Raw genomic sequence first — 14,049 nt, forward strand, 5'->3', positions numbered from 1 at the left:
CAGTTCTTCTTCTTTATTCTTCGCCATTTCGTCAATTTGATCGACATAGCTTCGAGTCAGCTCGTCGAGGTCCTTTTCGGCGCGGCGACCGTCGTCCTCGCCGATTTCACCGTCGTCGACCATTTTGTCGATGACTTCTTTGGCTCCTCGGCGGGCGTTGCGGATCGAAACGCGGTGGTCCTCAGCCTTGGACTTGATGAGTTTTACATACTCTTGGCGACGCTCTTGGGTCAGTTCTGGCATAACGACGCGAATGACTTTGCCATCGTTGGAAGGGTTCGCACCGACTTCCGAAGACGACAGAGCAATTTCAATTTCCCGCAGTGCGCTGACGTCAAATGGGGAAATCAAGATCGTGCGCGCATCCTGAACAGCAAAAGACGCTAGCTGCTGGAGCGGAGTTGGGTTGCCGTAATAATCGACCAAAACTTTTGCGTACAGTCCTGGGTTGGCTCGTCCAGTGCGGACAGCTGCGAAGTCCTCTCGGGTTGCTTCAAGTGTGCGCTCCATCGCCTTCTTGGCGTCTGATAATGCAGATGCGGTCACGGGGTCTCCTTAAGTTAATTCTTGAGTTGCACTAAGTCTAAATCAAGTAGCAGCTTGTCAGCTCACGGTGTGACGACGGTTCCGAGGGGTTCCCCGAGCAGTGCTCGAGTAACGTTACCGTCACCTTCCATACCGAATACCAACATATCTAAGTTGTTATCTTTACACATGGTCATCGCTGTCAGATCCATGACGCGAATATTTTTGACAATGGCTTCATCATAAGTGAGATGATCAAACTTCTTTGCACCTACATCGACTTTGGGGTCGGCAGTGTAAACGCCATCCACACCGGATTTTGCCATGAGGACCTGGTCTGCACCGATTTCTAGTGCACGTTGTGCTGCCACGGTATCTGTGGAGAAGTATGGGAGGCCGGTTCCTGCCCCAAAGATGACGACCCGGTCCTTTTCCATATGCCGAATCGCGCGTTGCGGGATATAAGGTTCGGCGACTTGATGCATATTGATCGCGGATTGAACTCGGGTATCGACACCGGCTTGCGTGAGGAAATCTTGGAGTGCTAGCGCGTTCATGACCGTACCGAGCATACCCATGTAGTCTGCTCGACGTCGGTCCATGCCGTTGTGCGAAAGTTCGGCACCACGGAAGAAGTTGCCGCCGCCCACAACGATGGCAATTTCTACTTGTCCTGCGGCTGCTGCAATCTGTTCGGCCACGGATCGGACTGTGTCTGGGTCTACGCCTATCGATCCCCCGCCGAAGACCTCTCCGGAGAGCTTCAGTAGGACTCGACGCCGAGCTACATTGTCAGCTTGCGCGCTGCGTGGACCATCTTGAAGGCCGCCTGGAACATTGATGGCGGGAGTATCTGACACGGTAAGACTCCTGTAAGTGCAGTTGGGTCGTTGGGCATAAAGAAGGGGTGATCACCGGTTGTGGTGATCACCCCCTTATTTAGGTGTAGACGATGCTGAATTTACCTAGGCATTCCAAACACTGTCGTGTCGGAGAAAGTGTTAGGCGCCAACACGGAAACGAGCAAAGGCGAGAGCCTTGGTACCGGCTTCCTCCAGGACCTTCCCAACGGTGGTCTTGGTGTCCTTAGCGAACGGCTGGTCCAGCAGGGCAACCTCTTTGAAGTAACCTGTCAGGCGGCCTTCAATGATGTTCTGCAGTGCGCGTTCTGGTTTGCCTTCGGCGCGAGCAGTTTCCTCAGCGATGCGACGTTCGTTTGCAACGATGTCTTCTGGGACCTCTTCGCGACTCAGGTAGGTCGGGCTCATGGCGGCGACGTGAACAGCAACATCGTGAGCAGCGGTCTGGGCTGCTTCGCTGTCGGAGTCTACGGCGACAAGTACGCCAACCTGGGCGGGTAGGTCTGCCGAGGTTTTGTGAAGGTATGGGTCCACGTATGCGCCTTCGAGACGTGCGATGCGGCGAACTTCAACCTTTTCACCCAACAGTGCGCCTTCTTCTTTCACGAAGTCGCCCAGTGGGTTGCCGTTGTGATCAGCAGCCAGCAGCTCGTCGACGTTGTCTGCGCCAGAAGCGACAGCAACCTCCAGAACGGTGTTACCCAGTTCGATGAACTTATCGGACTTTGCCACGAAGTCGGTTTCGCAGTTAATCTCGATCATCACGCCCACGCCGTCTTGAACGGTTGCAGCGATGAGACCTTCGGCAGCAGCGCGGCCTTCGCGCTTCGAAGCGCCCTGCAGTCCTTTTACGCGGATGATCTCTAGGGCCTTGTCGGCGTCGCCTGCAGCTTCGTCGAGGGCCTTTTTTACGTCCATCATGCCCGCGCCGGTACGTTCACGCAGTGCCTGGATGTCTTTGACTGTGTAATTGGCCATTACAGATATCCCATTCCTTGGAAGTTCGTTGCGGGGAACACCCGCGAATCTAAATCGAAACGTGGTTGTGTGGACTAGTTTTCTTCGGTAGCAGCAGGCTGCTCACCTTGTGGTGAAGCTTCAACCTGCTCTGCAGCTTCAACGGTGGCTTCGTCAGCCAGAGCCGCAGTCTTATCTGCTTCTTCGGTCTGGCCAGCTTCCAGGAGTTCGCGTTCCCATTCCGCCATTGGTTCTTGCGCTGCACCGGCTTCGCCTTTGCCTTCGTTGCGAGCCATCAGACCATCGGCGACGGCGTCAGCGATAACGCGGGTGAGCAACGCAACGGAGCGAATTGCGTCATCGTTACCTGGAATTGGATAGGTGACGTCATCTGGATCGGCGTTAGTGTCCAAGATGGCGACAACTGGAATACCTAACTTGATAGCTTCATCAACAGCTAGGTGTTCTTTCTTGGTGTCGATGACCCAAATCGCTGACGGAGTGCGAGTCATGTTGCGGATACCACCAAGGTTGGCCTGCAGTTTCTGCAGTTCACGTTCCAACAGCAAGAGTTCTTTTTTGGTGTGACCTGAGCCGGCTACGTCTTCGAAGTCAATTTCTTCGAGTTCTTTCATTCGCTCAACGCGTTTGGAAACGGTCGCGAAGTTGGTGAGCATGCCACCCAACCAGCGGTGGTTGACGTAGGGCATGCCGACGCGGGTAGCCTGCTCGGCGATTGCTTCCTGAGCCTGTTTCTTCGTACCTACGAAGAGAATGTTGCCACCATGCGCTACGGTTTCTTTAACGAACTCGTAGGCACGATCGATGAATGACAAGGACTGCTGCAGGTCAATGATGTAGATGCCGTTGCGTTCGGTGAAGATGAAGCGCTTCATCTTCGGGTTCCAACGACGAGTCTGGTGGCCGAAGTGGACACCAGAATCAAGCATTTCACGCATAGTTACGACTGACATGGTCGCTCCTTCAAGGCTATTCTGCATGCAGAATAACCGTCTCGTTATCGGTTGAGGTAAATAGCTGACTTTCTCAGCTGCCTAGCATGAGTACGAATGCCTCGGGGAACACCGTTGACCGAATCTCTTCGGACCGAAAGGTGCCACTGCGACATGGGTGTCGCATACTCACGCGCGTAGTCAATTACGCGCCTACCACTAGTAGGCACACAATTGCTTTGTCAAGCATACCCTATTGCGCTCGAGGTTTTTCACATAATGTGATGGCTTACACGCCACCGACTATCGGAACAATCCGCCACGTGTGCTTAGGTGCTAGTCATCTGAATGAGCGGCGGGCACATCGAATTCGATGTCGTTGCCCTGCTCATCTTTGAGTTCAACTTCCCAGTACAAAACGCCGTCTTTATCCTCAAGCTCTATCGACTCAATCGTGGCATTGGGATGCTGTGTCAGCGCCTGGGTAAGCCCGTCAGGAAGTGGCACGGAGATCTTTTGAGCGTTCTGAATGTCGTCATCGTCTTGATCGACGTCCTCGATTTTGATGGTGCCGTCTTTAGCCACCTCGAGTTCGTGGAGCTTTCCTTCATGAACGATTTCTACTTCGAAAGTGTCGTCTTCCTGCTCTATTTCGATCAGAATGCCACCCGGATAAGCTTCCTGGACGGTTCGGAGGATCTCGGTAACCTCATCGATGTTGCCGGTTGTCGAGGTTTGGGTCGTAGTCGTCGCTGCGCCTGACTCCAGTAACTCCCGCTCCCATTCGGCCATCGGTTCTTCCGGGCTCCCGGTTCCGCTCGCACCCTGGTTACGCGACATAAGGCCTTCAGCGATGGCATCTGCGATAACACGGGTTAATACGGCAACGGATCGCATCGAGTCATCGTTGCCTGGAATTGGATAGGTGACGTCTTCTGGGTCGGCGTTCGTATCCAGGATGGCGATCACTGGAATGCCGAGTTTCTTGGCTTCATCGACGGCGAGGTGTTCTTTTTCCGTGTCGACAATCCAAATGGCCGATGGGGTCCGGGACATGTTCCGGATACCCCCGAGACTGGACTGCAGTTTCGTGAGTTCACGCTCCAACAGCAGCAGTTCCTTTTTGGTTCGTCCTGAGCCTGCGACGTCGTCGAAGTCAATTTCTTCGAGTTCTTTCATCCGATCAACACGCTTGGAGACCGTTGCGAAGTTCGTGAGCATACCGCCGAGCCAACGATGGTTCACATAGGGCATTCCTACTCGCATAGCTTGTTCAGCAATGGGTACCTGTGCTTGTTTTTTGGTACCGACAAAGAGAATATTTCCGCCATGGGCCACGGTCTGTTTGACGAACTCATAGGCCTGATCAATCAACGACAGGGACTGCTGGAGGTCGATGATGTAGATCCCGTTGCGCTCGGTAAGAATGTAGCGTTTCATCTTCGGGTTCCACCGGCTGGTTTGGTGGCCAAAGTGTGCTCCAGAGTCCAATAGTTCACGCATCGTTACAACAGTCATAACCGCTCCTTTACGTCCTCCTTGACACCTGTTGATGTTTCACACGGTGCTGCCGGGTTTGGGTTTGCCTCCATATGACAGCTTACTCTGTCCACCGCTTTTCGGCCTGGATTCGGATGTCCACAATTACCTCGCGCCAGCCTTATGCGACGTAAAAATGCGACAAGCTCGTGCTATGACGAAATTCTCTCAGATTGCTTCGACCCCGCCCACTCCCCCGCCACGATGCTCATTGGTAGTCTTGTTGCTCCAGGCGATGTTATTCGCCTTCTTTTGGAGCCCCGTTCCGCACACACACGCTGCGGAAGTGATCGCAAAAGTGGATGAGGGCACCACGAATTGGGTACCGCCCGTCGCCGATGCTGGGCCTACAGCTTTGCTCAAGCCTTTTGTCGCACCCCAGATGCCTTGGTCCGCTGCACATCGGGGTATCGATATACGGGCGTCTACTGAGCAAGTCCTCGCACCCGCAGCAGGTGAAGTGACGTTCGTTGGTCAGGTCGTGGACCGGCCGGTGATAACGATCCGACACTCAAACGGTCTGTTGTCATCATTTGAACCCGTTGATTCCGATCTAGAAGTCGGCACGGTGGTCGCGTCAGGAGAACCGCTGGGTAAGATCTCTGCAGAGACGGGGCATTGCGAGGTGCAATGCGTACACTGGGGCGTCCGAGTGCCCGACGGTTGGCAGATAGGCTCTACTGTGCGTGACCTATATATCGATCCGGGGTTCCTGCTGGGCTGGACTGAACCGTCAATCTTATGGCCGGTGCACTCTGAGCCAGCATCTTAGCGTGAACGAAGTTGGCGACGACGATGAATTTCCGAAGCCAATCTCAGCAGTGCGGTGGCCGAATCTTCCCAGCGGAACTTTTGAGATTGCGTTGCAGCCGCGCGGCTTGCAACAGCAAATGTGTCGTCATCTTCCAGCGTCAACACTTGATCGGCTATCTGGCGTGCAACATTGGAAGCACCAAGATCAACAAATAATGCGCCGGGGTTTTCTACTCCCCCGATCTCTTGGAAGATCTCCAAATTGGACAACACCACCGGCGTGCCTACTGCCATGGCTTCCGTCACAGGTAGCCCATAGCCTTCCGTTCGCGAGACCGTGACTAACGCAGTCGACTTTTCTAGCAGCTCTTGGTACTCGTGGTCTGTGATCCCGTTATGAAAGTGCAACTGAGATTCAGCGACGCCATGGTGTGTGGCCACTTTGATGAGTTCGGAACGCCGTTGTGTTGAGATTGGCGAGCACAGGTTCAATTTGTACCCTGGTAGATATCGCAAACTTTCCATGAGCGTCTCTACGTTTTTGTATTCCATGAAGGAGCCCATATAGACCAGGTCTTTGGTCCGCGGCTGTTCTGGTTCACGTGGAGCTGCAACCGGCTGGGGCGCATTGGAAATTACTTGAACCGGTTTTGTAGTGAGCCGGTGTTTTCGTATCAGGCGTTGTGATGTGCAAGAGACCGTAGCAACCGCGTCGGCGCCGTTCAGCAGAAATCGTTGCGGCGTATAAGACAAGTGGTATAAGTACCATAAGCCTCGCACAATTTGGGGCAAGTCTTTGGGTGGAGTGCGGTGCTGATAATAGATGAGATCGTGCAGCGTCAATATCAGCCCGAACTTGCGTCCTACCGATCCGATGGTTTGCATGGGAGAAAAGACGACATCGGGTCTGAAAGCATTCAGCTTATACGCAGCAAGTGGTTCGATCAATGAGGTGGGATCGTGCAGCATAACGACCTCGACATCGACCGGGAGCAGCTCGCGTTGCTTCGGGTCATGAATAATGATGGTGGGTCGTACCTGATGGGCGACCGCGTGGATGAGTGAATGGCTGAAACGCGATATTCCGTCATGATAATCGGTTCTAATGTATCGACCATCCATGAAGAACCGCATTGTCACTCCAACCGGAAATGTAAGTAGGGCGTACCGGACTTGAACCGGTGACCAAAGGATTATGAGTCCTCTGCTCTAACCAACTGAGCTAACGCCCCTTGGGTCATTGTGAACCAGCTCGATCTTCAGTGTGACTTACAGGCTCACAGCAACACGATCCACTAGTCTAGCGCAGCTCGGAACCAGAAATCGCCACTGCGACCTCGTCTGACGTTGCACCATGATACATCTGTTCTACGACATCTATGACTTTTTCATGCGCATGTTTGGCCGCAAACGCATGTGATGCATGCCCCATGGCAGCTTTTTTGTCAGGCGAGGCACCTAATACGAGGTTCATCTTCGCAGCCATGTCTTGGGGGTTGTAGGGCTCAAACAGGTATCCGTTTACGCCTTCCGTCACCAGGTGTGGTAGCGCTAAAGCATCTGCAAGAACGACCGGTGTAGATGCACTCATCGCTTCTAAAGAAGCCAGCGACTGCAGCTCCGCGGTACAGGGTTGAGTAAATACATCAGCTCGCAGATAGGCTTCGCGCAAATCCTCATCGGAAACCAGCCCGCGGAAAACCACCCTGTTTTGAATCCCCAGCCGTACTGCTAGGTCTCTGAGATAGTCTCGTTGCTCACCGTCTCCAATGATCTCTGCGTGCACGTTTAATTCAGGATCTGTCACTGTCAAAGCCTTTAACAGCACGTCCACATTCTTCTCTACGGCAAGCCTGCCGACAAACAATGCCGTGGGATGCTCATGTGGCTGGATGTGTTCGCCCTCTTGACGCTCATATTTAGCCACATCAATCCCGTTAGAGACAGGTACCACGTACTCCAAGCGGGCTTTGTGACTCATGTTTGCTGCAGACAACGGAGTAGGGGTGGTAACAATATTGGCTTTTGACATCAAGCGCCCCATGTCGTACCAAGATCGAGACGAGACGAAGTTTTTAAAGAATTGGGGCCCGGGAATGAATGGGTCCAGGTTTTCGGGCATGAAGTGATTCGTACAAATCAAGCGAATGCGCCGTGCTTCAGCAGAGTTGATCGCTGCCTCGCCGATCATGTAATGACATTGGGCGTGCACAACATCGGGGTCGAGCTGGCCAATCAGCCTATCGATAGCTCGTTTAGCATGCCATGGCATGACTAGGCGATAGTACTCGTGGGTTGGCGCCGGCAAAGATTTAAGGCGATGCACCGTTGCTTCTGGATACGTCTCGACCGTATCGGCACCGCTCGAGTGATGCGGCGCCACGATGTGAACGTCATAGTCTTTAGCGGTCAATTCAGTAGCGAGTCGAAAGCACGACTTTGCTGCGCCATTCACATGCGGAGGATAAGTGTCGGCGGCAATCAGCACTCTGAATTGGTTGTTCTTGTCGTAAGGCACTCGGGTACGGCTCCTACTAGGTCTCTTCGAAGTGATCCTAAACCAAGGCCACATCACAATTACACGAATTTCACTCGATCACGTAGCAATCACCAAAAGTTCATCCAAACGTTGTCATTCGCTAAACCTCATGGCGTCGATTCAAGAAAGGCATCACGGTCGGTCTTACTTCGCGGGTTCAAGTTCTGAAACCGCATCTGTCTTGCATTATTCATACCCTGCAATAGGTAATCAACAGTAGCCATGAGGTGACCGGCTGCCCCGATGGCAAGCACCCCAATCGCGAGATTGCGCCATAGCAAAGCGTTTTCCACAAAGGGAGCCGCCGCGAACAGTAAGAGCGGCACGCCGAACATCAGGGCTGCAGTTCGGGCTTTCCCCAGCATGGTCACCTTCATTTGCGGACTGCCAGCGTAGAGGAGAGCCATAACGAATGCTAGAACCAGATCGGGCACCACGAGAGCAAAGACCAGCCACAAGGGAGCTAAACCCGAGAACACGACGCTAATAATGACCACCCAAAGCGACAGGCGGTCAGCCAAGGGATCCAGCCATTGCCCAACCGTGGAAACCTGATCCAACTTCCTGGCGAGAAAACCATCTATCCAGTCGGTGGAAAATAATACAATCAGCGTGAGAAGCGCGTTCCAATAGGTGCCATTGAACATAAACCAGACGAACACCGGCACGAGTAAGAACCTGACCATAGTGATCAGATTGGGGATAGTGAACCAGTCGTCCGTCACCGTAGGGTCACGGCTGATGCCCGGGTTGGGATCTTCCGACCGGTCCATAAAGCCCTCAGTTTGCGGTGTAAAACGTAGCGGCACTACCGGACTAGCGGCGTCGAAGTTTCCGCAGCAGAACTGCAGCGGTCGTAACGGACGCACCTAGAACAGTGAGTGGTTGCCAACGATCTTTGACGTATCCGACGCCTTCATTGACCTTTTCTCCCGCCCGAGCCGCCGAATTATACGGTGCTAGCGGTGAGGTCGCGTGCTCAGCATGTTCCTGCGATACTTTACCGCTGGCATGTCGAGTGAAGGTATTGAATTGAGCCCGTAAGTCAGTTTTCTCGTCTACCCCTGACCGCAGATCGCCCAGGTGACGACGGCGCAATTCCATGCGATGACGAAGCTGTGCGTCGGTTGGCTCAGTTTGTGGCAGCGAGTCTGCGGCTTCGCCTCGACGAACAGCCTTTTTTTGTTCTTTCTGAGCGCGCTTAGCAAGTTCCTTGCGACGTTGTTTTTCGACGAGCTTTTGCTGGCGACGCTCTGCTTCCAGCCGGTCGAATTCAACAGGATCAAACGCGTTACCTTTGAGAACGTAGCCGAGGTCGTGTTTGATGCCACGCACGATTTCTGGGGAGACCAACGGGAAAGTAGAACGGACAATTAACAGGCCGACCACCAGCAGTATTAACATAACGACCAAGGCACCTAAAGCCACCCACAGGGCGGTCTGCCATAACGGGCCTTCAGACATGAATGCGCCGATAAGTGCAACTACTAGCGAGATAAATGTTATTGCTCCGAAGAGCAAGCCGAGTAGCGCCACCCCTACACCGAGGCCACCACGGATGCCTTTAGATTTGAGCTGGCCGCTCAGCAATGTCAGGTTGTCGCTTAACTGCTTGGGGACCAACCGGAACATGGTCGCAAGCAGATCAAGCAGCGAACTCATCCGAGTCTTGGTCGTCACCCGAGGTGCGCCGTTGGTGGTCATTAGTCACTACCTTCATGTGTGTAACGCGGTCAAATCTATGATGCTATCTCTGACCAGTATAAACCGGGAAATAATGATCTTGATATGTGCTCTAGTTTATTAGCCTGATGCTTGAATAGCTTGGGAGCAACCTTTGAGCCCCTGAAACATGGGATTCTTGCTGAAACCCGGCGCATTAGAAATCTGATGATTGAACGAGTCGCATTTTGGACGCCAACAGCTCTACTTCTGGTCTACGCGAGAGCATCTCTTCAACTTTATTGAGCGTTTCTTCAATATGACTGCGGTCCCCGCTCACCATTGAGACGCCAAGTCTTGTACGTCGATAAAGCGAAGCGTCTTCGACCTCTGCAACAGAGATCAGAAAACGCTTCCGAATCTCGGCCACGATGGGACGTACGATTGACCGTTTGGCCTTTAGTGATCGCACATCACCAAGCAAAATATCGAACTCATTCCAACCTATCCACATACGTATAGCTTTACGCACCCGCTCATCTTCCAGCAAGCAGGTCGTTCTGCTTCGGCACTTTCGATGCATAATGACTCGGCTTGAATTCATGCCGGTGCAACTGCTCCGGATTGGTTTGCTCAAGACCAAGCCCTAGAGTGCGCTGTGATCAACAATGCACCGATGTGGCGTTTAGCTCGCAGAAAAACAGAATGTCAGGAGAGAACCTGAATCCCCGTCTGACCTACAGCATGGCGCTAATAACCACTAGCCGCAGTAATGCGTCGAGAAATCCAGACAAGAAAAAGCCCCGTCCACATGGACGAGGCTATCTCGCTCCCCCAACTGGATTCGAACCAGTAACCCCTCGATTAACAGTCGAGTGCTCTGCCGTTGAGCTATGGGGGAAGGCAACAAATGAATACTATATCAGACATTTTTCGTGGTTGTCTAATCGACCGTTTCCCCTGATTCCACGAGACTGTCGTTTGTCGAAGCGGTGTAATTCGGAGCTATCAATCACTACACTTTGTCAGCAGTTGGGCCTTCGTGGACCATCTGCTGAAAACCACTTACTACTGAAGAACTACAGAACAAAGGAGATAGACCTCGTGTTTAAAGAAAATGTTTCTAAACGTTCCAAGCTGTACGCCGGATTCGCAGGTGTAGCTGCGCTTGCTTTATTTACTGCTTGCGCAGATGATCCGGCTCAAGAAGAACCTGTCGATCCAGGAGTTGAGCAACAAGACCCGACGCAGGATGATCCAATGCAAGAGGACCCGCTGCAAGAGTCTCCTGCTGAAGATCCAATGCAAGAGTCGCCAGCTGAAGATCCAGGCACTGAAGGTGAGATCGATGGCGCGGGCGTTGATAGCGCCACATCTACCGTCGGCTTCGTCGGTAATTCAATTTCATGGGCTTTATAAGGAAGGCGACCTACGATGCAGCGACGATAGTTCATCGCTGCTGTCACACCTTGCGACACAGGTACAACTAGGTTTTCAGCCACGGCGCTTTCTGCCCCAATTGGTTGTCAATCGATCGGGCGCAGAAAACGCCGTTGATTTTCCAGTTCTACTAGCCGCTGTTGAATCGCCTGGAAGCTTTCTGGATCCCGCTCAGAATCCAATCGCTGGAGTCTGCCAATTAGGTCCGCTTTCTGTTCGGTTATTTGCATCTCTAACAGCCGATTCATAATGTCTCGACAGTATCGCAGCACTTCTTCTTCTGAGGATGCAGGTAGCGGCGCTACGGCTAACTCAGTAACAAAGGAATAGAGCGCTTCGGGTGCTTCCGCAGTGACATGTTGTACCCAGTTGGAAGTGTCTTGGGCGCTGCGAGCGGCTGCAAGAATCGCTGTTTGGATCGCATTGTAAACCGGGACTTTGAACTGGGTGGTATACAGGGCCTTCCACTGTTCTTGAGACAGCGTTTCGGGTCGTTGCAGAATTACTTCTAACGCTTCTTTCTCCATTCGTGCGATCGGGTCCCGTAGATCCGGACGGAAATTCTGCTCCATTTGCGCGGTAGGATCTTCGGCTGACACCTGCGAGTCGTGATGCATTCGTGTGGTTGAAGCTTTTGAAGCCTGTTGGACTGCCTGATGAACAGTGTCAACATCCATCCCCAACCATCCGGCTAACTCACGGATGTAGCCATCTCGCATAATAGGATCGCGGATTTCTTTGACAATCGGTGCAGCATAGTGCAGGGCGCCTGTACGTCCTTCAACCGAATCGAGGTTGTACTCTTTCAGGCGTGTTTTAATCGCAAATTCAAAGAGTGGTTCCCGTGAGGCAATCAGCCGGCGCACAGCCTCGTCGCCATATTGCTGACGCAGGTCATTCGGGTCTTGCCCTTCCGGGGCTACGGCTACGAACGTCTTCGCCACAATCTGATTATCAAACTCAAAAGCACGCATCGCCGCCTTTTGACCTGCTTCATCACCGTCGAAAGTGAAGATGATCTCGCCGCCAGAACCATCATCGGTAATCAAACGTCGCGCGATTCGCACATGCCCTTCACCAAAAGCCGTGCCACACGTTGCCACAGCGGTTGTGATGCCGGCCAGATGTGCAGCCATCACGTCGGTATATCCCTCAACGACCACTAACTGCCGATTCCGAGCGATATCGTTTTTTGCAAAGTTCAAACCATACAAGACCTGCGATTTCTTGTATAGGCTCGTCTCCGGGGTGTTGAGATATTTTGGGCCTTTATCCTCAGTGTCCAGCTGGCGGGCACCATAACCGATGGTATTGCCCGTCATGTCTTTGATAGGCCACATCACACGATTTCGGAAGCGATCATAGAGCCCTCTTCGACCTTCAGAAAATAATCCACTTTCAGAAAGCTCTTCGAGGGAGAACCCTCGCTGCTGCAAATGTGAGAGCAGGTTGTTCCATCCCTCGGGAGCATAACCAACCCCAAAACGTGCAGCATCTTCTTGCGCAAAACCTTTATCGCGAAGAAAAGTTCGAGCTTCTTGGGCGGCAGGCGTAGTGAGCGCCTGTTGATAGAACTCATCAGCGATTTGATGAGCCTGCAACATTCTTTGACGAGTAGCAACTGTGGGACGTTCCGGCGCTGAGCCTTCTTCATACTCCAAGCTAATGTTGGAGCGCGCCGCAAGAATTTCCACGGTCTCAGTAAACGAAGTGTGCTCGAGCTCCATCAAGAACTTGATGGCATCACCAGACTCCTGACAACCAAAGCAGTGATAGAACCCTTTCGCTGGAGTCACATGAAACGAGGGGGTGCGCTCGTCGTGGAACGGACACAGTCCCTTATAAGAACCGATGCCTGCGGTGCGTAACGCTACGTGTTCTTCAATAACATTCTTCAGATCGGTCGCTTCAAGGACCTTATCGATCGATTCCCGTTTAATACGTCCTGCCATGTTGCATAGTCTATGCCGAAGCCGTCAAGCAACGGCGCGTTCTGCAACGCCGTGTGGATAATCTTCCGACTACGTGACATTGCGGCAGAGAAAGCACAACAGGTATACGTGGTGGTAGTCAAACAACGACGTTTCCAGATTAGACGTTTATAATTGATAGTGGCCCGGTACGAACGGGACCACCTTCAATAAAACGAAAAATAACGAAGAAGAACGAAACGAAGGGTATTGAACTATGTTTGAGAAAACCACAGCAACGCGTACGCGACTTCTTACAGGTCTTAGCGGCGTAGCAGCGCTGATGCTGTTTTCAGCCTGCGGTACTGATGACTCGTCAGAACAATCTCCTGCTGATCAAGACACGCAGACCCAGACAGCACAGGCAGATCCAAGCCCTACCGAAACAACCGAGGACACTCAAACTCCTGACGCTACCGACGACACTCAGTCTGCAGGTGACGGTGAGGTTTTTGACGTCATCGACGCCGTAGAAGCTGAATACGATGGCGGTTTCATCGTCGATATCGATCGCGACGACAACGGTTCTTCTTATGACGTCGACGTCGTGGTTGACAATGAAGTTGTCGAACTGGATGTCACTCCGGATGGAAACATCTCCGTTGATGAGCGTGATAGCGAAGACGACAAGATCGCTAAAGCTGAGCGCGCTACGGTGACGGTGACGGACGCATTGAATGAAGCGTTCAACCAGCATTCCGATGCCACGCTAGATCAGATCGATCTTGACGAAGACGACGGTACACTGCGCTGGGAAGTCGAACTTGACGGGGCTGATGGCTCCGACATCGAACTCGAAGTTCCTGCCACCTAAACACTCTCCGGTTGCCGAACCGGCATAAGTAGCTCAC

At 52.7% G+C, this 14,049-nt stretch carries 14 protein-coding genes, 2 tRNA genes and 1 pseudogene; 3 read left to right on the forward strand and 14 right to left on the reverse strand.

What is annotated here, in order from left to right; genetic code table 11:
- The 6 genes and pseudogenes from frr to rpsB (FB556_RS13670) form a co-directional block, all read right to left on the reverse strand.
- A partial coding sequence (gene frr / locus FB556_RS08015; RefSeq protein WP_211344038.1) for a ribosome recycling factor occupies window positions 1-510 on the reverse strand: 510 nt, incomplete at its 3' end.
- 98 nt (window positions 511-608) lie between these two features.
- A complete protein-coding gene (gene pyrH, locus FB556_RS08020) occupies window positions 609-1,367 on the reverse strand; it encodes a UMP kinase (RefSeq protein WP_141866600.1) in 759 nt (252 codons plus the stop codon).
- Window positions 1,368-1,526: 159 nt separating this feature from the next.
- On the reverse strand, window positions 1,527-2,363 hold the full coding sequence (gene tsf, locus FB556_RS08025; protein WP_141866471.1) for a translation elongation factor Ts: 837 nt from the start codon (window positions 2,361-2,363) through the stop codon (window positions 1,527-1,529).
- 74 nt (window positions 2,364-2,437) lie between these two features.
- Window positions 2,438-3,316, reverse strand: coding sequence for a 30S ribosomal protein S2 (rpsB, locus tag FB556_RS08030; RefSeq protein WP_141866473.1), 879 nt, complete (start codon window positions 3,314-3,316; stop codon window positions 2,438-2,440).
- A 315-nt stretch (window positions 3,317-3,631) separates the two neighbouring features.
- Entirely contained in the window at window positions 3,632-3,880 is a 249-nt protein-coding gene (locus FB556_RS13820; protein ID WP_342774662.1) for a PepSY domain-containing protein, read from the reverse strand.
- A 150-nt stretch (window positions 3,881-4,030) separates the two neighbouring features.
- Window positions 4,031-4,813, reverse strand: a pseudogene (rpsB, locus tag FB556_RS13670) (30S ribosomal protein S2); the annotation flags it as partial.
- 175 nt (window positions 4,814-4,988) lie between these two features.
- Between rpsB (FB556_RS13670) and FB556_RS08040 the strand changes: the two are divergent.
- On the forward strand, window positions 4,989-5,606 hold the full coding sequence (locus tag FB556_RS08040) for a M23 family metallopeptidase (RefSeq protein WP_246057293.1): 618 nt from the start codon (window positions 4,989-4,991) through the stop codon (window positions 5,604-5,606).
- On the opposite strand, the gene FB556_RS08045 is transcribed toward FB556_RS08040, so the two are convergent.
- The 7 genes from FB556_RS08045 to FB556_RS08075 form a co-directional block, all read right to left on the reverse strand.
- Window positions 5,603-6,721, reverse strand: a complete 1,119-nt coding sequence (locus tag FB556_RS08045; RefSeq protein WP_246057296.1) for a glycosyltransferase — start codon at window positions 6,719-6,721, stop codon at window positions 5,603-5,605. The two genes, FB556_RS08040 and FB556_RS08045, sit on opposite strands and share 4 nt — an antisense overlap.
- A gap of 24 nt (window positions 6,722-6,745) precedes the next feature.
- A tRNA-Ile gene (locus tag FB556_RS08050) sits at window positions 6,746-6,819 on the reverse strand.
- 68 nt (window positions 6,820-6,887) lie between these two features.
- Window positions 6,888-8,105: a glycosyltransferase gene (locus tag FB556_RS08055; RefSeq protein ID WP_246057297.1), complete on the reverse strand. Its 1,218-nt coding sequence runs from the start codon at window positions 8,103-8,105 to the stop codon at window positions 6,888-6,890.
- A 128-nt stretch (window positions 8,106-8,233) separates the two neighbouring features.
- The gene (locus FB556_RS08060; protein ID WP_141866611.1) at window positions 8,234-8,899 is read right to left on the reverse strand and encodes a CDP-alcohol phosphatidyltransferase family protein; all 666 of its coding nucleotides are present in this window, start codon (window positions 8,897-8,899) and stop codon (window positions 8,234-8,236) included.
- A gap of 43 nt (window positions 8,900-8,942) precedes the next feature.
- A complete protein-coding gene (locus FB556_RS08065; RefSeq protein WP_141866613.1) occupies window positions 8,943-9,830 on the reverse strand; it encodes a phage holin family protein in 888 nt (295 codons plus the stop codon).
- A gap of 175 nt (window positions 9,831-10,005) precedes the next feature.
- Window positions 10,006-10,302: a DUF503 domain-containing protein gene (locus FB556_RS08070; RefSeq protein WP_141867669.1), complete on the reverse strand. Its 297-nt coding sequence runs from the start codon at window positions 10,300-10,302 to the stop codon at window positions 10,006-10,008.
- 315 nt (window positions 10,303-10,617) lie between these two features.
- Window positions 10,618-10,689, reverse strand: a tRNA-Asn gene (locus FB556_RS08075).
- 203 nt (window positions 10,690-10,892) lie between these two features.
- On the opposite strand from FB556_RS08075, the gene FB556_RS08080 reads away from it, so the two are divergent.
- Window positions 10,893-11,207, forward strand: coding sequence for a hypothetical protein (locus FB556_RS08080; RefSeq protein WP_141866614.1), 315 nt, complete (start codon window positions 10,893-10,895; stop codon window positions 11,205-11,207).
- A 107-nt stretch (window positions 11,208-11,314) separates the two neighbouring features.
- Here FB556_RS08080 and dnaG read toward each other — a convergent pair whose 3' ends face one another.
- Window positions 11,315-13,180: a DNA primase gene (dnaG, locus tag FB556_RS08085; RefSeq protein ID WP_141866616.1), complete on the reverse strand. Its 1,866-nt coding sequence runs from the start codon at window positions 13,178-13,180 to the stop codon at window positions 11,315-11,317.
- Between the two features lie 301 nt (window positions 13,181-13,481).
- Between dnaG and FB556_RS08090 the strand changes: the two genes are divergently transcribed.
- Window positions 13,482-14,012, forward strand: coding sequence for a PepSY domain-containing protein (locus FB556_RS08090; RefSeq protein WP_170200420.1), 531 nt, complete (start codon window positions 13,482-13,484; stop codon window positions 14,010-14,012).
- Window positions 14,013-14,049: the final 37 nt, after the last annotated feature.

Source organism: Enteractinococcus coprophilus, assembly GCF_006716305.1.
In the GTDB taxonomy this organism is placed as follows: domain Bacteria; phylum Actinomycetota; class Actinomycetes; order Actinomycetales; family Micrococcaceae; genus Yaniella; species Yaniella coprophila.